Annotated in this window: 16 protein-coding genes; 6 read left to right on the forward strand and 10 right to left on the reverse strand. The window is 42.6% G+C overall.

What is annotated here, in order from left to right; genetic code table 11:
* The first annotated feature begins 112 nt into the window (after positions 1 to 112).
* The gene (locus H9628_RS03460; protein ID WP_251832719.1) at positions 113 to 385 is read left to right on the forward strand and encodes a YtxH domain-containing protein; all 273 of its coding nucleotides are present in this window, start codon (positions 113 to 115) and stop codon (positions 383 to 385) included.
* Between the two features lie 52 nt (positions 386 to 437).
* Here H9628_RS03460 and H9628_RS03465 read toward each other — a convergent pair whose 3' ends face one another.
* Positions 438 to 974 (reverse strand): RNA methyltransferase, encoded by a 537-nt coding sequence (locus tag H9628_RS03465; RefSeq protein WP_251832720.1) that lies wholly within the window; start codon positions 972 to 974, stop codon positions 438 to 440.
* 60 nt (positions 975 to 1,034) lie between these two features.
* On the opposite strand from H9628_RS03465, the gene mutS reads away from it, so the two are divergent.
* Positions 1,035 to 3,614 carry a DNA mismatch repair protein MutS gene (gene mutS / locus H9628_RS03470; RefSeq protein WP_251832721.1) on the forward strand — a complete coding sequence of 860 codons (2,580 nt, stop codon included), beginning with the start codon at positions 1,035 to 1,037 and terminating at the stop codon, positions 3,612 to 3,614.
* 38 nt (positions 3,615 to 3,652) lie between these two features.
* Here the strand turns inward: mutS and H9628_RS03475 are convergent, their stop codons facing one another.
* The 6 genes from H9628_RS03475 to H9628_RS03500 form a co-directional block, all read right to left on the reverse strand.
* A complete protein-coding gene (locus tag H9628_RS03475; protein WP_251832722.1) occupies positions 3,653 to 4,027 on the reverse strand; it encodes an energy transducer TonB in 375 nt (124 codons plus the stop codon).
* Between the two features lie 79 nt (positions 4,028 to 4,106).
* Positions 4,107 to 4,499 carry an energy transducer TonB gene (locus H9628_RS03480; protein ID WP_251832723.1) on the reverse strand — a complete coding sequence of 131 codons (393 nt, stop codon included), beginning with the start codon at positions 4,497 to 4,499 and terminating at the stop codon, positions 4,107 to 4,109.
* A 32-nt stretch (positions 4,500 to 4,531) separates the two neighbouring features.
* Positions 4,532 to 4,909, reverse strand: coding sequence for an energy transducer TonB (locus tag H9628_RS03485; RefSeq protein ID WP_251832724.1), 378 nt, complete (start codon positions 4,907 to 4,909; stop codon positions 4,532 to 4,534).
* Positions 4,910 to 4,925: 16 nt separating this feature from the next.
* Positions 4,926 to 6,764: an ABC transporter ATP-binding protein gene (locus H9628_RS03490; protein ID WP_251832725.1), complete on the reverse strand. Its 1,839-nt coding sequence runs from the start codon at positions 6,762 to 6,764 to the stop codon at positions 4,926 to 4,928.
* Positions 6,765 to 6,811: 47 nt separating this feature from the next.
* Positions 6,812 to 7,735 (reverse strand): M28 family peptidase, encoded by a 924-nt coding sequence (locus H9628_RS03495; RefSeq protein WP_251832726.1) that lies wholly within the window; start codon positions 7,733 to 7,735, stop codon positions 6,812 to 6,814.
* Between the two features lie 93 nt (positions 7,736 to 7,828).
* The gene (locus tag H9628_RS03500; RefSeq protein WP_251832727.1) at positions 7,829 to 8,218 is read right to left on the reverse strand and encodes a DUF4293 family protein; all 390 of its coding nucleotides are present in this window, start codon (positions 8,216 to 8,218) and stop codon (positions 7,829 to 7,831) included.
* 157 nt (positions 8,219 to 8,375) lie between these two features.
* Here H9628_RS03500 and rho point away from each other — a divergent pair, with 157 nt between their 5' ends.
* A complete protein-coding gene (gene rho / locus H9628_RS03505) occupies positions 8,376 to 10,304 on the forward strand; it encodes a transcription termination factor Rho (protein WP_251832728.1) in 1,929 nt (642 codons plus the stop codon).
* A 70-nt stretch (positions 10,305 to 10,374) separates the two neighbouring features.
* On the opposite strand, the gene H9628_RS03510 is transcribed toward rho, so the two are convergent.
* Positions 10,375 to 11,178: a hypothetical protein gene (locus tag H9628_RS03510; protein ID WP_251832729.1), complete on the reverse strand. Its 804-nt coding sequence runs from the start codon at positions 11,176 to 11,178 to the stop codon at positions 10,375 to 10,377.
* Positions 11,179 to 11,332: 154 nt separating this feature from the next.
* Here H9628_RS03510 and H9628_RS03515 point away from each other — a divergent pair, with 154 nt between their 5' ends.
* Positions 11,333 to 11,929 (forward strand): superoxide dismutase, encoded by a 597-nt coding sequence (locus tag H9628_RS03515; RefSeq protein WP_251832730.1) that lies wholly within the window; start codon positions 11,333 to 11,335, stop codon positions 11,927 to 11,929.
* Between the two features lie 53 nt (positions 11,930 to 11,982).
* On the opposite strand, the gene H9628_RS03520 is transcribed toward H9628_RS03515, so the two are convergent.
* Positions 11,983 to 12,393 carry a DUF6146 family protein gene (locus H9628_RS03520; protein ID WP_251832731.1) on the reverse strand — a complete coding sequence of 137 codons (411 nt, stop codon included), beginning with the start codon at positions 12,391 to 12,393 and terminating at the stop codon, positions 11,983 to 11,985.
* Positions 12,394 to 12,474: 81 nt separating this feature from the next.
* Positions 12,475 to 13,671, reverse strand: coding sequence for an endonuclease/exonuclease/phosphatase family protein (locus H9628_RS03525; protein ID WP_251832732.1), 1,197 nt, complete (start codon positions 13,669 to 13,671; stop codon positions 12,475 to 12,477).
* A gap of 247 nt (positions 13,672 to 13,918) precedes the next feature.
* Here H9628_RS03525 and H9628_RS03530 point away from each other — a divergent pair, with 247 nt between their 5' ends.
* Together H9628_RS03530 and H9628_RS03535 are read left to right on the forward strand one after the other, a co-directional pair.
* Complete coding sequence (locus tag H9628_RS03530) at positions 13,919 to 16,675, forward strand: TonB-dependent receptor (protein WP_251832733.1); 2,757 nt, start codon at positions 13,919 to 13,921, stop codon at positions 16,673 to 16,675.
* An 18-nt stretch (positions 16,676 to 16,693) separates the two neighbouring features.
* Positions 16,694 to 18,754 carry a DUF5689 domain-containing protein gene (locus H9628_RS03535; RefSeq protein WP_251832734.1) on the forward strand — a complete coding sequence of 687 codons (2,061 nt, stop codon included), beginning with the start codon at positions 16,694 to 16,696 and terminating at the stop codon, positions 18,752 to 18,754.
* Positions 18,755 to 18,761 lie beyond the last annotated feature (7 nt).

Here is an 18,761-nt window from a genome sequence, read left to right on the forward strand (position 1 = left end):
GGTTTGACCGAGCCCAGACTTAATTAACAAATTTTTGTGAAGCGATAAATTGACGTGGCACAGTTTTTACAAGTAATTGGATAACAAAATATTAATTATAAAACTTAAAATTATGAGCAGTAAAAGAAATGGCTTATTAGCATTGTTGGGCGTAGGCGCAGTAGCCTGGTGGAAGTATAAAAATTCGACTCCAGAGCAGAAGCAGGCGGTGAAAGACACACTGAATACCGCAAAAGACAATTTCAGTAAATTCGGTACAGACCTTAAATCTAAAGCAACTGATATGGCTTCACAGGTTCAGGATAAAGTTGCCGGAGCTACGAATTCTAATCCGGCTACCGCTGATGCGGGTGCACCGGACACTCAAAATCAGAGCAGCTTCTAGGAAATAAGTTGGCTTAAAAAGAAAAATCCCGCTTTTATACAAGGCGGGATTTTTATCTTAATGATTTGAAGAATTCCCACATGACAATCCCCGCGCACACCGAAACATTCAGAGAATGCTTGGTGCCAAGTTGCGGAATTTCTAAAAATGTATCAATTTGTGTCAGAACACCATCGGAAATACCTTCCACTTCATTTCCTAAAACAACCGCGTATTTTTCGGTTTTTAATATTTCAAAGTCAGTCATCATTCTAGAATTTGAAGTCTGTTCAATTCCGATGATCTGGTAATCTTTTGATTTTAAATTATTTAAAGCTTCCGAAATGTCCTTTACATAGATCCAGTCTACACTTTCGGTTGCGCCAAGTGCGGCTTTGTGGATCTCGCGGTGTGGCGGCTGAGGTGAAATTCCGCAAAGGATGATTTTTTCGATCAGAAAGGCATCGGCAGTGCGGAATACGGCGCCGACATTGTGCATGCTTCGAACATCATCCAACACTACCGTTACCGGGATTTTTTGGGTCTGTTTGAAAGCCTCAACATCTATTCGGCCCAATTCTTCGAGTTTAAGTTTCTTCGGGGATGACATTTTCGTATTTTTGGCAAAATTAATTAAAATAAAGGCTTCAGCGCCAATTACAACTCTACGATGGCTAAAAAAGAAACCCCTCTAATGACACAGTACAATACCATCAAGGCGAAATATCCGGATGCGCTGTTGCTGTTCAGAGTGGGTGATTTTTATGAGACGTTCGGCTCAGATGCGATCCGCGCTTCCCAGATTTTGGGCATCGTGCTGACAAAAAGAGCCAATGGGGAAGGCAGCATTGAGTTGGCCGGTTTTCCGCATCATTCGGTGGATTCTTATCTGCCAAAACTCGTGCGTGCGGGTTTACGCGTGGCGATTTGTGACCAACTTGAAGATCCGAAAACCGTAAAAGGAATTGTAAAACGTGGCGTGACCGAGCTTGTGACGCCTGGCGTAACATTTAATGAGCAGGTTTTAAGTTCAAAACAGAACAATTTTTTGCTTTCCGTTCATAAGGAAAAAGAAAAATACGGAATGGCTTTGCTTGATGTCTCTACGGGTGAATTCCTGGTTTCAGAGGGAAATCTTGAGAAACTTCTGCACATCGTTCACACATTCGATCCTTCCGAAATCATTTATCAGCGCACCACAGAACTTCCTACTCAGTTGAAGAACCGCAATTCTTTCAAACTTGAAGACTGGGCATTCCAACACAGCTATGCTTATGAGAAGTTGACTAATCATTTTAAAACAGCTTCGTTAAAAGGTTTCGGAATTGAGGAATTTAGGTTAGGAATTGTTTCCGCCGGCGCAATTTTTGCCTATTTGGTGGAAGATACGCATCACGCGCTGCTGCAGCATATCACCCGCATCCGGCTCATTCCGCAGGAAGATTATCTGATGATGGATAATTTTACGCTTCGGAATCTTGAAATATTGTCGCCAAGCAGTCCGCAGGGGAAATCTTTGCTCGATATCATTGATAAGACCTCGACACCGATGGGCGGTCGTCTGCTCAGAAGAAGGCTGATTCTTCCGTTGAAATCTGTTGCAGAAATCAACCGCCGACTTAGCTTAATTGAGTTTTTCAACCAGGAAGACCAGCTTAAATATGAAATCCAGCAGCTCCTGAAATCAATATCAGATTTGGACCGGCTGATGGGGAAACTCGCTTCGGAAAAAATCTGCCCGAAGGAACTCGGATATCTGCGTCAGAGTTTGATTAACATTCAGCAAATCAAAACTTTGCTTCATCCGTTTGATGAGGTTTTGGCTTGGCTTGAGCCATTAAATAATCTTGATGAACTGATAGAGTTTCTTAAGAATTATTTAAATGATGAACTTCCCGTAAATTTAGCCAAAGGACGTGTGATAAAACCGGGCATCTCAGAAGATCTCGATCATTTGCGCGGTTTACAGACGAAAGGAAAAGGTTTTCTGGATGAAATGTGCGAACGTGAAATTGCACGAACCGGAATCTCAAGTCTGAAGATCAGTTTCAATAATGTTTTTGGCTACTTCATTGAAGTCCGGAATATGCATAAAGACAAAGTTCCGGCAGACTGGATCAGAAAACAGACACTGGTGAATGCGGAACGCTATATCACGCAGGAACTGAAAGATTACGAAGACCAGATTTTGGGCGCGGAAGAAAAGATTTCGAAAATTGAGGCTGAACTTTACCGCAAAGTCTGTGATACAGCGATGATTTATATTGACACCGTTCAGGCCAATTCCCGAATAATCGCCGAACTAGATTGTGGTGTGGGACTGTCAGAACTCGCGGTTTCCGAAAGCTATACGCGTCCGGTATTGAATGAAAGTTTTGAAATCAATTTAAAGGAAGCGCGTCATCCGATCATTGAAAATGCTCTGCCACTCGGTGAAAAGTACATTCCGAATGATGTGTTTTTAGATAAAGACGCGCAGCAGATCATCATGGTGACCGGCCCCAACATGGCGGGTAAATCTGCGATTCTCAGACAAACCGCAATCATCTGTCTGATGGCGCAGGTCGGCAGTTTTGTGCCTGCAAAACATGCTGAGATCGGTTTTTTAGACAAGATTTTCACCCGTGTCGGTGCCACAGACAATATTTCAGCCGGGGAATCTACCTTCATGGTGGAAATGAATGAGGCGGCGAATATCCTAAATAATATCTCGGAACGAAGCCTGATCCTTTTAGACGAAATCGGGCGCGGAACCTCAACGTACGACGGTGTTTCAATTGCCTGGGCAATTGCCGAATATCTGCATCAACATCCTACACAACCCAAAACACTGTTCGCGACACATTATCATGAACTGAACGAAATGACGGTAACGTTTGAAAGGATCAAAAATTTCCACGTGTCGATTCAGGAGAACAAAGGCAACATTATTTTCATGCGGAAACTGCTTCCGGGCGGTAGCGAACACAGTTTCGGGATTCATGTGGCGAAACTGGCAGGAATGCCTTCTAAAGTAGTAAACCGTGCAAATGAAGTTTTAAAAACTTTGGAAAAGAGCCGCAGCCAAAGCGGTTCGAAAGGTAAAACAAGAGCGCTTACCGACCAGAATATGCAGCTTTCATTCTTTCAGCTCGATGATCCTGTTCTGGAGAATATCCGCGAGGAACTCACAAAAATCGACGTCAATACACTGACGCCGATAGAAGCTTTAATGAAGCTGAATTCGATAAAAAAGATGATTGGGAAGTGACGGGCGCTGATTGAAGTTTTGATGAAACTGAAACGCGATTAAAGCGTGATTGGGATGTGGTTAGTCCCATCAATTTCCGTACTAAAAGGAAATCTCAAGCGAAATCGCACTTTTTCGCCATTAATTTCTGCCGGAATCCATTTTGTTTTAATCTTTTTTACGGCTCTGATACTTTCATCATTTAATAATTGACTGCCTCCCAGAGCTTTCACATCTGTTATTGAACCATCTTTCTCAAGTATAAATATAACAGTAGTCCGTAGTTTTCCCTTTCCTTCGAATTTTTCGTATCTGAAAGCTTTTACAAACTGGTTTTGATATTCGTAGATGCCTCCGGGAAACTCGGGAATTTTATCAGCGGTTTCTACTACATCGTTTAGCTGGTCACCGTTGTCATTTACCTGTGCGAACATAATACTGGTGAGCAAAAGAGAGCATAATACTATAATTTTATTTAACATAAATTGTTGCAGATTAATTGTAAAGGAAAATCTAAAAGCTCAGTGTAAACGGCATTGTAAAATTATATTTTACTTTCTCACCGTTCAGCTCCGCCGGAATCCATTTGGTTTTGATTTTTGAAACTGCCCGTACAGATTCATCATTCATCACCTGATTTTCACCTGATGCTTTTATATCGCTCACCGATCCATCTGTATTAATAACAAAAGTTACGGTGGTATTTACAATTCCTTTATCGATTTTCAGCTTCTCTGATCTGAAATTTTTCATTAACAGGTTTCGGAATTCGTTTATTCCACCCGGAAATTCTGCGGGTTTTCCCACATTTTCCTGAGCTGCTACTTCGCCTACGTTCTCTGCTGATATTTGCGCAAAAGCAACTGCTGAGCTCAGGAACAGAAACATTATAAGAATTTTTTTCATCTTTTTTATTTAAACGTTTAGAATTAATGTAGTTAGAAGATCATGCTGAGTGGTACCTTAAACCAGTAGCGTACCGGTACTCCGTTCATTTTGGCCGGCTCCCACTTTGTTTTTATCAAGGAAATTGCCCGTACTGCTTCTTTGTTGAAGCTTTCATTGTCGCCTGTTACGGTAACATTTGTTATCGAGCCGTCTGTCTCAACCACAAATTTGAGTTGGCAAGAAACTTTTCCTGATCCTTTCACTTTCTTACTGCGAAAGTTATCAGCAAGTAACTGACGAAAATTTTTCGCGCCACCATCAGGAAAGTGCGCGGTTTTTTCGGTAACGACCGCTGAATCTGCCGAAACAGTCTGTGCAAACGCGAGAAATGATAATATAAGAGCGAAAAATAGAAGTGATTTTTTCATAAGTTAACTGTTGTGTTTACCCAAAATTCTGAAGTTCCACCAATTTCCGGTAAACTTTCTGGTTATTCATGAGTTCTTCGTGAGTGCCCTGTTCTACGATGTTTCCGCGTTCCATCACGACAATCCAATCCGCTTTCTGTATGGTAGAAAGGCGGTGCGCGATGACCAGCGAAGTTCGGTTTTCCATCATTTTCTCCAAAGCGTCCTGAACATATCTTTCAGATTCTGTATCCAAAGCGGAAGTTGCTTCATCCAGAATCATAATAGGCGGATTTTTCAACACTGCTCTCGCGATAGAAACCCTTTGTTTTTGGCCGCCGGAAAGTTTATTTCCGTCGTCGCCGATATTGGTATAATATTTTTCGGGAAGATTTTCGATGAAGGTGTGCGCATTCGCGATTTTTGCGGCAGCCATTACTTCTTCTTCTGAAGCCGAAGGTTTGCCCATCAAAATATTATTGAACACAGAATCATTAAACAAAACCGATTCCTGCGTCACCATTCCGAGCAGATGCCGGTAATCTTTAAGACTTAAATGTTTAATGTTTACGCCGTCGATAAGGATTTCACCTTCCGAAACATCGTAAAAACGCGCCAGCAAGTTCGCGATCGTGGTCTTTCCGGAACCCGACTGGCCCACGAGTGCCACCGTTTTTCCACGGGGAATCACCAGATTGAAATTCTTTAGGATCACATTGTCTTTATCATAAAAGAAGCCGATATTTTTAAACTCGATCTGATGGTTCAGTGTAGAAATAGGTTGCGGATTTGCGATCTCTTCCACTTTCAGATCATAATCTAAAACCTCAGAAACACGGTCTAAACTCGCCATTCCACCCTGGATATTCGAAATTGCGCTTGATAATTTTTTAGCCGGGTCGAGAATCTGGAAAAACATACCGATAAATACCAAAAATGTCTCCGGTTCCATGGTTTGTTCATTCAGGATCTGAACGCCCGCAAACCAGGTGATAATCAATATAGTAACGGAACCGAGAAATTCGCTCATCGGTGACGCCAGTTCACGCCTGCGGCTCATACCGATCGCATATTTCTGCCAGTTGTCCGTTGTGGTGCTGAATCTTTTCTTCAGAATGGTGTCCGCATTGAAAATTTTGATGACTTTCGAAGATTTAAGCGTTTCGTCAACCAGCGAAAACAGGTTTCCGAGTTCTTCCTGCGCGGATGTTGCCTGGCGTTTAAGACTTTTTCCCACCCACGCGATCAGTGCGCCCATCAGCGGGAAAACAAGTAGCGAGAACAAAGTTAGGTTCGGTGAAAGTATAAAAAGCGTTATCAGTGATGAGATTATCATGAACGGTGAGTTGATGACATCTACTAAACTGCCCATTATGCCGCCTTCCACGCCGCCGATATCGTTTGATATCCGGCTCATCATGTCGCCTTTTCGTTTTTCGGTAAAGAATGAAACGGGCAGTTTCAGGAATTTGTCGTACATCGCTGTGCGCAGGTCTTTTGTAATCCCAACGCGATAATTTACAAGCAGATAAGCGCCGAGGTAGCGAAAAATATTCCTCAACAGAAAAGCCACAGCGGTAACACCGCAGAGCACTGCCAAAACCTGCACCGTGCCGTGTTCATCAATGTTTTTTTGAATGGTATAATAGGCCCAGTCTTTCGCATAGCTGAAAAAATCTACGAGCCGGCCGGAGTTTACAGGCGGTTTTGTGGTGTCTACCTTGTCTACAGTGCCGAACATCAGACCTAAAATGGGGAGCATTGTAGCCACAGAAAAAATATTAAGCACAGAGTACATAATATTAAAAAACATGCTGCCAAAAAGATATTTTTGATGAGGCCGTGCAAAGGAAAGAATACGTTGGAATGGTTTCATTGAGAGAGTTTCGGCGCAAAATTACGCAATTTTAGGTTGCAGTACGTCTACTTCAGATTTACCTTTTCGTTATATCGCGGTGCGAAATTTCCCGGTTTGAGTTGCTGAATGGTATTGCCTAAACTATTGATCAGCAATGTCAAATTATCAAAATTCACTACACCGATATCGTCATTGAGCTGATGATAATGGGTCGCAACGCGCATGTCTACGGTAGAAAATGAATGCGCAACAATATTCTTCCGGGCGAAAACCACATTGTCTGACCGGTAGAATAAATTCTGCCCCGTGTACGGATCAGCATTGATTTTCAGCCCGTCTTTGGAATTGGCATTAATGAGTTCGTCCAAATCTGAAAATTCGTCGCCGGTCATATAAAGTGCATTGTTGCCAAACTGTGAGACGGTGGCGAGCATTTCGAAATTGAACAGTGCGGCAGTTTTAGAAAACAAAGGTTGTAAATCCGTTGCTTCAGCGATTGCTTTGGAGCCTTTCATTCCTTTTTCCTCACCGTTAAATGCCATAAACATCATTGAAAAATCAGGCTTGATATCTTTAAAATAATCGGCTATACCAATCACGGCTGTTACGCCACTGGCATTGTCATCAGCACCATTGAAGACATTGTCGCCCGAATTGCCGTTGGAACCGATATGATCAAAATGAGCTGAAAATGCCAGATTTTTATCCGATTTCCCTTTCTTGAGACCACAGACATTGTAGACGGTTCTGCCTGTATATTCGAACGGGACGAGATATGAACTGCCGGTGCAGAACGCAAGGTTACTTTCCGCAAAGCGTTTGGCGATATACGTGGCGGCCGAATCGTTCTCAGGTGTTCCGATCTCACGTCCTTTCATCTCATCCGAGGCTAAATCGTTAAGGATTGTCACCACCTTTTCCTGAGAAATATTTTGCGCATAAGCACTTACAGAAAACAGGACCGAAAGCACAAGTAATAGTTTGTTCATTGTTTTTTTATTTAAAAATACCAATTCGCTTTTAATAAAAATAAAAAACAGCTCCCGAAGAAGCTGTTTCACTCAAAAAAAATCGTTGTGAGTTTAGCGGAGTCTGTCTACAGATTTTACGAGCCTCTCATCTTTTCTTATTGCCAGATTCGCCAAAAGCAGAAAAATGACAGACAGTAAAGTAAAAAGCGGCTCAATACCTTTCTCAGGAAAATCTATTCCTCCAGGTAAAGTTAGCAGCCAATACGCCAATAAACCGAGCAACAAAGCGTTTATAAAGATGCTTATATGGTTAAGCAAAATTTGTCTTTTACGGTTCTGATAACTCAGAATAGCTGAAAAGCCGAAAAATATCAATACGACGCAGACTGAAGAGATGAAGGGAATGGGCCCGAAGAGTGAGAAATCCTGTCCGGTGACAAACAGCAAGATAGCCCCTACAATGGCCAAAAATATCCAGACAGTCTGTATTCTTTGTAGCATTTTCGTATTTAATCTGAAGAGCAAAAATAGGGATTATTATTTGCATAAATAAAAAATTAATGTAGATTTGCAATAGAAAATCATCTGATTTAAAGAAGTCGTCCGACTTAATTCCCTTACTTACACTTACTTATAATTACTTTTCACATAATAATTTATGTTCACATTTGAGACATTACGCTCGAAAACCGCGTCTGAGTTGGCGAAAATCACGTCTGATTTTGGCTTAAAACTTCCCAAAAACAGCGGTGATAATGAGACAATCTTCGCAATTCTTGATTTTCAGGCGTCAAATACCAAAATGGCTAAAGAATATTTCAGCGCAACTGAAAAGCCCGCCAATACAGAAGAAAAGCCTGCTCCTGCTCCGAAAAAACCTGCTGCAAAAAAGCCGGGACCAAAGAAAAAAGAGCCTAAACCTACCGAAGAACTAGTGAAAGAATCCCCCTCAGCGGAAACCGTGAACGAAACGGAACCGGCAAAAGAAGCTGTCGCCGAAAAACCTGCACAATCCGATGTCGCTCCGGAAGCAGCTGCCGAAACAACAGCTGAAACTGGACCAACACGGCCGCAGAAAAAGCGCAGAACCAGAACCACTGCCTCAAATGAAGCAACGGTTGCAGAGCCGACTGTTGAAGAACAGGCCGCACCGGAAGCTGCATCCGCAGTTGAAGCTAAAAGCGAGCAGCCACGCAACCCGCCTCAGGCGCCACAACGTAGCGAAAAGCCAAATTCAAATACTGGAAACGGAAACAACGGAAACGGAAACAATGGCAACGGAAACAACGCCAACGCCAATAATGGAAACGGAAACAGCAATGCTAACGGAAACGGAAATAACCAAAATCCGAATCAGAACCAAAACCGCCAGCATCCGAACCAGAAAAATCAGCAGAAAAACCAAAATCCAAACCAAAACCGTAATCAGCAAAACGCTGAAAACCAGGAAGAGGCGAAGAAAGATTTTAATTTTGACGGCCTTGTAACCATTGAAGGCGTTCTTGAAATCTTACCGGACAACTACGGATTCCTGCGTTCGCCGGATTTCTCCTACATTTCCTCGCCTGATGACGTGTATGTTTCTACCAACCAAATCAGAAACTATGGTTTAAAGACAGGTGACACCGTGCGCGGTATCGTACGTTTGCCGAAAGAAGGTGAGAAATATTTCTCTCTCCTAAAACCTACGGAAGTAAATGGCCGCGACCTTGAGTTCATCAAAGATCGCGTGTCTTTCGAGTTTCTTACACCGCTTTTCCCCGAAGAAAAATTTAACCTGACCGCAAAAAACTCGACGCTTTCTACAAGAATCGTTGATTTATTCACGCCCATCGGTAAAGGTCAGCGTGCCATGATCGTTGCACAGCCTAAAACGGGTAAAACCATGTTGCTGAAGGATATCGCGAATTCTATTTCAGCCAATCACCCGGAAGCATATATGATGATTTTGCTCATCGATGAAAGACCGGAAGAGGTGACCGACATGGAACGAAGCGTAAACGCAGAGGTGATTGCTTCAACTTTCGACGAACCGGCTGATAAACACGTGAAAGTGGCCAACCTGGTGCTTTCAAAAGCTCAAAGAATGGTAGAATGTGGCCACGATGTGGTGATCCTGCTCGATTCGATTACGCGTTTGGCGCGTGCTTACAATACGGTGACGCCGGCTTCAGGCAAAATTCTCTCTGGAGGTGTGGATGCAAATGCGCTTCACAAACCAAAAAGATTTTTTGGTGCAGCGCGAAATATCGAAGGTGGCGGCTCACTGACAATCATCGCAACTGCGCTTATCGACACTGGTTCTAAAATGGATGAGGTGATTTTTGAAGAATTCAAAGGAACCGGAAATATGGAACTTCAGCTCGACCGTAAAATCGCGAACAAGCGTATCTATCCTGCGATTGACCTCGTTTCCTCGAGTACCAGAAGAGATGATTTACTGCTTGATGACACCACGCAGCAGCGTATGTGGATCCTTAGAAAGTATCTGGCAGACATGAACCCGGTAGAAGCGATGGAATTTGTAAATAAAAACATCAAAGGAACTTTGAATAACGAAGAATTCCTGATGAGTATGAACAGGTAATTTCATTTTGTATTAAATTTAAAAAGCCGCGCTGATCAGTTCAGTGCGGCTTTTTTATGGTTTTAATAAATTACTGCATTTTATATTCGTACCTGTACTCTACATACATTTGGCCATATTGGTCTTTTCCGGTTACCACGGTCGGAAGATTTTCGGCATTATACTGCATTGTATATGTAATGTTCTGGTTTACAACCCAATTTCCAGACCCTTCTTTGTAGCTTATTTTTTCAGTTTTATAATTATTTTCACTTAATGCATACGCGCCGCCCATCATCGTGCGGATGTAAGGATCTAATGTGCTGTACGCATTTTTCTTATCATCGTAGGTGTATTCTCTCTTCGTGCTAATAGAGAAGGTAGAGTTCCATACTGTGGTCTCAGCTAAGATATTTTGGTTACTATATGTATAAGTTTGAGTGATTGGCGAAGAACAATCGGGTTGCTCACACGATTTTACGACAATTACCTGCGCGGCAGCATTGTAAGTGTAACTTGCGCTTCGATTGTAGTTCGGATTGTCGTACACCGAATTTATCTTGACCAGTTTTTCGCCTTCGTAAAGATAATTGTTTGTGTAGGCATAGGATTTATCGGGATTGCAATAGATCGTCTTTACTGGTTTTCCGGAGCTGTCATATTCAAAAACGGAAGACTGTGCGGCGCTGCTTCCGCTCACCAACTGTCCTTTTGAATTGTACTCAAGTGAATTCACGGATACTTCGGGCTGAGCCGGATTATCGTAATATGTTGTAATAATTTTGGTCAAATGTGGCTGCGGTTCTGTAATCTCCGGGTTTTCCTGGCGGTCTGTACTGCATCCTGTCAGGCAGAGTGCTGTGATCAAAAGTGCAGGTGTAAATTTGTTTGTCATATCATGTTTACCAATCCTCAAAAGTATTAAATTAAATGGCCGGGTGTCTTATCGTGTTAAGCAATGTTAAAGATTTATTAAACTGATCGGCCATTTTTGCTGATGCATTTTATATTAAGTAAATTTGAGTATTAACACTTTTAAAAAATTAATTATGGCATTCGAATTACCGAAATTAGGCTATGCGTACGACGCTTTGGAACCTACCATTGATGCAAAGACAATGGAAATCCATCATACGAAACACCACCAGGCATATATCGACAACCTGAATAAAGCTATCGAAGGAACTGACCTTGAAGGCAAATCAATCGAGGAGATCTGCAAAACAGGGACTGATAAGCCGGCCGTAAGAAACAACGGTGGCGGGCATTTCAACCACACACTTTTCTGGGAGATCCTTACACCAGGCGGAAGCAAGGAGCCTGTGGGGAATGTGAAAGCGGCACTGGAAGCGTATGGAGGTTTCGAGAAATTCAAAACTGAATTCGCTGAGGCTGCTAAAACGAGATTTGGTTCCGGCTGGGCATGGCTTTGCAAAAGGGAAGACGGCGCCGTGGCGGTTTGCTCTACGCCAAACCAGGACAACCCGCTGATGCCGGTGGTAGATGTACAGGAAACCCCGATTTTAGGTCTTGATGTGTGGGAACATGCATATTACCTCAATTATCAGAACAGAAGACCAGATTATGTGTCTGCTTTCTTTGAACTGATCAACTGGGATAAAGTGGAAGAAAATTACAACAGGTAATCATCTTTCAGTCTTAAATATAAAAGGTTCCGAAATTTCGGAACCTTTTTTTGTTATCGCACCTCGGCACCACTCAGGCCGTTCATTTTGAGGCCGTATTTCCACTGCACGTACGCAAAAACCTGATAGAGCCGGTAATTGAATGTCATCCCATACTTTTCCTGCGGGTTATATTCTATCGCAGATTCGATGATGTTTCTGTAGCGGCCCGAAAAGTAATAGGAGTTCCATTCGCTTACCAAAAACGCGTTTTTGTTTTTCAGATAACCTTCTGAATACATTGACATCGGTTTTGCAATGGCATTCAGGAAATAGTCGTACTGTGAATCGAGGACGTGGATTTCCCACTCGCCGTCTTCGTTCTTTTCGGGTTTTATGGTGTTCTCTGTATTTGAAGCCGTTTGCGGGCGGGCTGTGCAGGCATTTATCACTAAAAAGCCAAATAACATCAAAATATATTTCATTGCGTTAAATTTTTAATTAAAATACAAAAATAAAACCGAAGCTTTATTAAAACTTCGGTTTAAGGTTTATATTAAAGAGAATTACTGTGTTACCTCGCGCTGTACTACAGAAACCGCTGGGAAGTGGTCACTGAAGCCGTTGGTAAAGCGGTCACCGTCCCACGAGCGTAAAGGATAGCCTTTCCACTGTCCGGAAGGATTCACCAAATACGACGGCGCGTAGATTTCAGCCTTATAGAGGGAGTAGGTTTTGGTAAGTTTATCCGTTGAATACAGGTTTTTGGAAATGATGATCTGGTCAAACAGGTTTGGTGCGTCGCGGTAAGCCAATGAAGCCACGCCTGCTTTGTACAGCTTGTGCATCAGGTTATAATAAGGAGTTTTTTCAGACAGTTGCGAAGGTTCGCCCACAGCTCCCAAATGTTTCTTCAAACTTGGGCTTACAGGATCATCATTGAAGTCACCCATGGCAAACAGCTTGATTTCCGGATATTCCGCACGCGCCTTATCCATTTCTTCTTTCAATACTTTTGCGGCTGCCGCGCGGCGTGCAATCGTAGCTGCCTCTCCACCACTTCTGGATGGCCAGTGATTAAGGAAAATACCGACTCTTTCACCATCAAGGAAGCCTTTTACCACAAGCACGCCACGTGTATAAGACCTTCTGCCTTCATCATTAAAGATTTTAACATCTTTTGAGTAGGTTTCAGTTACTTTGAGACGGCCTTTCTGATAGATTAGGGCAATGTCAATACCTCGTGCATCATAAGAGTTGTAATGGACAATTCCGTAATTGCTCTTTGCCAATAGAGGCTGCTTGATGATATCCTGAACTACCTGACGGTTTTCCACTTCAAGTAAACCAACTACAGCCGGATTGTCATTGGTGTACTGACGGCCAAGCTCCGAAATTACACGGGCAATATTGCCGAGTTTCTGGTTGTACTTTTTGGTGTCCCAATTTTTCGGGCCGTTTACCGTGAAGTCATCTGACAGTATCTGGCGGCGAACCACTTTCTTGCCTATCAGTAAATCATCGGTCCATTCACCTTTGTACTCTTCGGTTACTTCAAGATATTTTAGTGAATCGAGCGGCACACTGCGGTGGAATGCCGGGTTGTGAACGTCTTTCGTACCATCAATATAATCTGCGGACGGTATGGTGTCCCACAGGTTTTCTACGTTCATGAACGCTACTGCTGCGCGCTGAACTTTTCTTTGCTGGCCAAATGCTAAAGTTGTGCTGATAACAGCGAATAAAAAGAGGAGTTTTTTCATTTTAGAAAATCATAAATATAAGGGCTGTAAAAGTACTAATTATTTTTATGGTGACCGATGGTATCTTATTCAAAACCTAAGCAATATCATGTTTTTAGGTATGATATTCTACCATAGTGATTATCCGTAAAAAATCATGTTCTATACCGCGAATAAAGTGTTAAAAATCTTTAAGTTAAGAAAAATTAAGTTTAAATTTGTCTCCCCTTAAAAAACGCTTATCAATAAGGGGAATAAATAATTAGTTATGATAAAAAAGTTATCCTTAATCTCATTGTTTACGTTGCTTCCGGCTTCTTTTTACTTTGCGCAAACTACCGTTTATGCGTACGTAAAAGATGCAGAAGGCAAGCCAGTTGAGAATGCTCAGGTGGATCTGGGTGAATCTTCAAGTTCAGTAACTGCCGACAAGATCGGATACTTTCAGTTTGTGGACTTAAAGCCGGGTCAGTATCAGATCACTGTATCTAAACAGAGCTTTGATCCGAAAATCATTGAATTCGATGTAGCAGAAAACGAAAAGAGAAAAGATTTAGGTGTTATCAGTTTGTCTTTATCTACTATATCTACGGCTGGTGTGATGGTGATAGATGATTCCGCAACTGACGGTGACGAGGGTGGTTCGTCTATGCAGCCTACTATCGGGCTACTGAATGCGGGACGTGATATCTTCCAAAGTGTTTCCGCGTTTGAGTTGGGAGCTTACTGGTTCCGTCCGCGTGGTGTAGACAATAGATTTGAAGATGTATTGTTCAACGGCGTCTCAATGTCTAAAAATGATGACGGCCGTGTAGATTTCAGCAACTGGGGTGGTCTGAATGATGTAACAAGATATCCATATGAATCGGTTGATAATATCACGCCATCAGAATATGCATTCGGAAATCTTGGTGGGGTAGTATATTACAACACACGTGCATCATCTTACAGAAAAGGTGTTTCACTGGCTTATTCGGCTACGAACAGAAGTTATAACAACCGTGCTATGGCTACGTATAACTCTGGTTTGCTAAGAAACGGTTGGGCATTTACATTCTCCGGAAGCCGAAGATGGGCTGAAGAAGGTGTTATCGAAGGAACTTACCAGGACGCGTATGCTTACTTTGGATCCATCGAAAAAAGATTGGGCGAAAACCATGCGCTGAACCTTACCGCTTTTGGTACACCAACTTACAGAGCATCTAACAGCCCGAATACGCAGGAAGTATATGACATCATGGGCAAAGACTACAACTCATACTGGGGTTGGCAAGACGGCGACAAAAGAAGTTCCCGTGTACGTAAGGTTTTTGAACCTGTTTTCCAATTGGCTCACTACTGGAAGCTTAACGGTAAATCAAATTTAAATACTACAGTTTCTTATCAGCAGGGTAGCGACGCAAGAAGCCGCCTCGACTGGTTCCGTGGTGCTGACCCACATCCGCACTATTACAGAAAACTGCCAAGTTACGGTCTTAATACTCCGGAAGAGTACAAAGCGATTGCGCAGATAGACTGGACGGACCTTTACTACCAAAACAGCAACGTGAATCCGGCTTCTTATACGATCGGTGGCGAGACCATTACCGGTAGAAGATCAATCTACAGCCTTGTAGAGGATGTGAACGAAGATAAAACCATCAACGTAGTTTCTCATTATGACACGAAACTGCAGGAAAACTGGAAACTGAACATCAACCTGAATTATCAGACCTTGAAGTCAGACGTGTTCCGTAGAGTGAAAGATCTTTTGGGCGGCGATTTCGCGTTCAACAGAAATGCTTTTGACGGTGACGCTTTCTATAATACTGATGATCCAAACTACATCGTGAGAGTAGGTGACCGTACACAATATTCATATGAACTGTTCAGAGATACTTATGGCCTGAATGTAAGTACAGAAGTAGATTTTCCTAAATGGAACGTGATGGCTTCTATTTTCTCATCTTATACAGAATCTCAGAGAGACGGGAAATACCGCAGTGCGCGTTATGCCGACAATTCTAAAGGAAGAAGCGATATCTTCAGTTCTTTAGATGCAGGTGTGAAAGGTAAACTGACGTACAAAATCAACGGGAAAAACTTCCTTGTGTATAATGGCGCCTTCTTCAGCATTGCTCCTACACTGAACGAAATCTATATCAACCCACGTGCAGTAGACTTCCTTACGCCAGGTGTTGACAGCCAAATCATTAATTCTAATGATCTTAGCTACATCCTGAGAGGTCAAATCCTTAAAGTAAGACTTTCCGGATATTATACTACCCTCAGCAACGGGACTGAAATCTCACGTTATTATGCTGACGTAGACGCGGGTTCGGGAACTTCCCTCAGTACGCTGGTTAACGAAGCGATGAGCGATGTAGACAAGCGCTACATGGGTGCTGAGCTGGGCGTGGATGTAAAAATCACACCAACTCTGAACGCAAACCTTGTAGGAAGTTGGGGAGATTATGAGTACACCAACAATCCTTCGGTATCTACTTTTGATGACCTGAACAACTTCAGAGGTGAAGATTACTGGAAAGGAAAAGCGAATGTAAAAGGTTATAAAGTTGCAGGAACGCCTCAGAAAGCATTCTCTGCTGGTTTAAGATACAATTCACCTAAATTCTGGTGGGTGGGTGTTACCGGAAATTATCTGATGGATCAATATCTTGATTTTTCAGCTTTGAACAAGACACCAAGACTTTATTATAACCCTGTTACTGGTGATAACTATGAAGCTGCAACGCCGGAAGTTATTGCTTCACTTACCGCACAGAAAAAATTCGACGATCAGTTTATGCTGAATGCCAATGCAGGAAAATCTTTCCTTTTAGGAAAATACAGACTTGGGGTAAGCCTTAGTGTAAGCAATATTCTGAACAACAGAAACTATGTAACTGGTGGTTTCGAGCAGGGTAGAAACGTGAATTTCGAAGACGCTGTCACTGATGCTAACCGTGCTACACCATTCTTTGGTCCGAAACTTTGGTATGACCGCGGAACACAGTACTTTGCTAACGTTTATTTAAGATTTTAAAAAAAATAGAAAAACATTATGAAAAACTATCTTTCATTCTTTAAGATACTATTTGTCATCATGGCGTCCTTTGTGGTCTCGGGATGTGTGCATGATGATAAGTACACCGACCCTGACCTTACTGGGTACGGCTGCGCTGAACTGGTGAAGACCAAGACCTTGGAGGAAGTAAAGGCGCTTTACACAAACCAGACCTACGTCTTCCCTGAAAATACCACTGATGTGATCGAAGGGTATGTTTCTTCTTCTGATGAAACAGGAAATATCTACAAGACCATCTTTATTCAGGATGCACGTGAGAACCCTACACAGGGTTTCGTGATCAGTGTAGATGCAGTAAGTACGTATACAAGATTCCCGCAGGGATCTAAGATATATATCAAACTTAACGGACTTGCACTGGGAACGTACGGTGGCTTGGTACAGTTAGGCGTTAAAGACATGGCGCCGGGAGCTGCAGCTAACGGTGTAGCACGTATCCCTGAAAAAATGGTAGCAACCCATATCTTCAAATCTTGTGAAGAACCAAAACCAATCGTAGCTAAAACGATGACACTTGCTGAACTGGGAACTGCAAACGACCGTTTCTTAGGCTGCTTGGTACAGATTCCTGATGCAGAATTTGATGCGAAAGTGCTTTGTTCAGTTTTCGCTCCTGCGGGAACAAGCGTTGACCGTCAGTTGAACGACCCAACGACAAGTGTAACGACAAGAGTAGTGAGAAACAGCGGCTTTGCATCATTTGCAAACCAGACTCTTCCATCGGGTAAAGGTACCTTCATCGGTATTCTGAGTAAATTCAACTCAAGCTATCAGTTTTATATCAACAAACTGTCAGACCTGGCAGATATGAAACATTTCCCTCGTAAAGACGGTATCACTAGCGATCCTTGTGGCATCACGGAATCAGATTACACGATGAAAACAGTTTCTGAAGTGAAGCAACTGTTCAATGGTTCACTTACCCAGATTACTGCTAACCATTTGCTTAGAGCTAAGGTGACTGCTAACGATGAGACAGGTAACCTGTTCAAATATGTATACGTGGAAGATGCTACCGGTGGTATCCGTGTAAACATCAATAAAACTGACCTTTACCGCGATGAAAGATTCAGAGTGGGTAAAGAAGTTTACATCAAACTGAAAGATCTTTACATCGGAAATGTAAACGGTGAACTGCAGATTGGTCAGCCATTCAACGGAAACGCAGGTCAGATCGCCGAGGTAGATGTTTACAAGCATTTCATCGATACGAAAAAGCCAGCGACAACTGTTGTTCCTACTGAACGTACGATCGCGCAGCTTACAAACGAAGATGTAGGAAGATATGTGAAAATTAAGAATGTACAGTTCATCGATGCAGATTTAGGGAAACCTTATGCTTCAGGAACTACTACGAACAGAACTTTAGAAGATTGCTCCGGAAGCAAGATTTTCCTTAGAACCAGTAATTTCGCCTCTTTCTCAGGTGTAGAAGTAGACGGCGGTAAGGGCGATATCTACGCGATCGTAAGTAAATTCAATAACGATTATCAGCTTTGGATTCCATTCCTGGTGAATGCAGACTTTGATAATCCAAGATGTGACGGTACCGTTCCGGCGGTTTATACCACAATTTTCAGCGATGGTTTTGATACACTTGCTAACTGGACTGCTGTGAACATTGAAGGTACGCAGGTTTGGAGCACCACAACTTTCGGAAATCCGAGACCAAGCGCCATCATGGATGGTAACCGTATGCTGAACGAAGACTGGTTGGTTTCTAAGAAAATCGCGATCCCGTCAACCTTCACTGATGCTTACGTATCATTTGAGACCGACGGCCGATTCAGCGGAAATCCATTGGAACTCTACGTTACTGATAACTATACAGGAACGGTAGGTACAACGAACTGGACGAAACTGAACCCGGGACTGGATACAGACCTTAACGCATTTTCAGGCTTCGTAGGTTCAGGTAAAGTAAACCTGAAAAGCTACCTGAACAAAGAAGTAGTGTTTGCCTTCAAATACACTTCAGTTGTAGGCTCATCTACGACTTGGGAAGTTGATAACTTCGCAGTGAAAGGAACTAAATAGTCTCTTC

This window comes from Kaistella pullorum, from assembly GCF_014837035.1.
Lineage (GTDB): Bacteria > Bacteroidota > Bacteroidia > Flavobacteriales > Weeksellaceae > Kaistella > Kaistella rhinocerotis.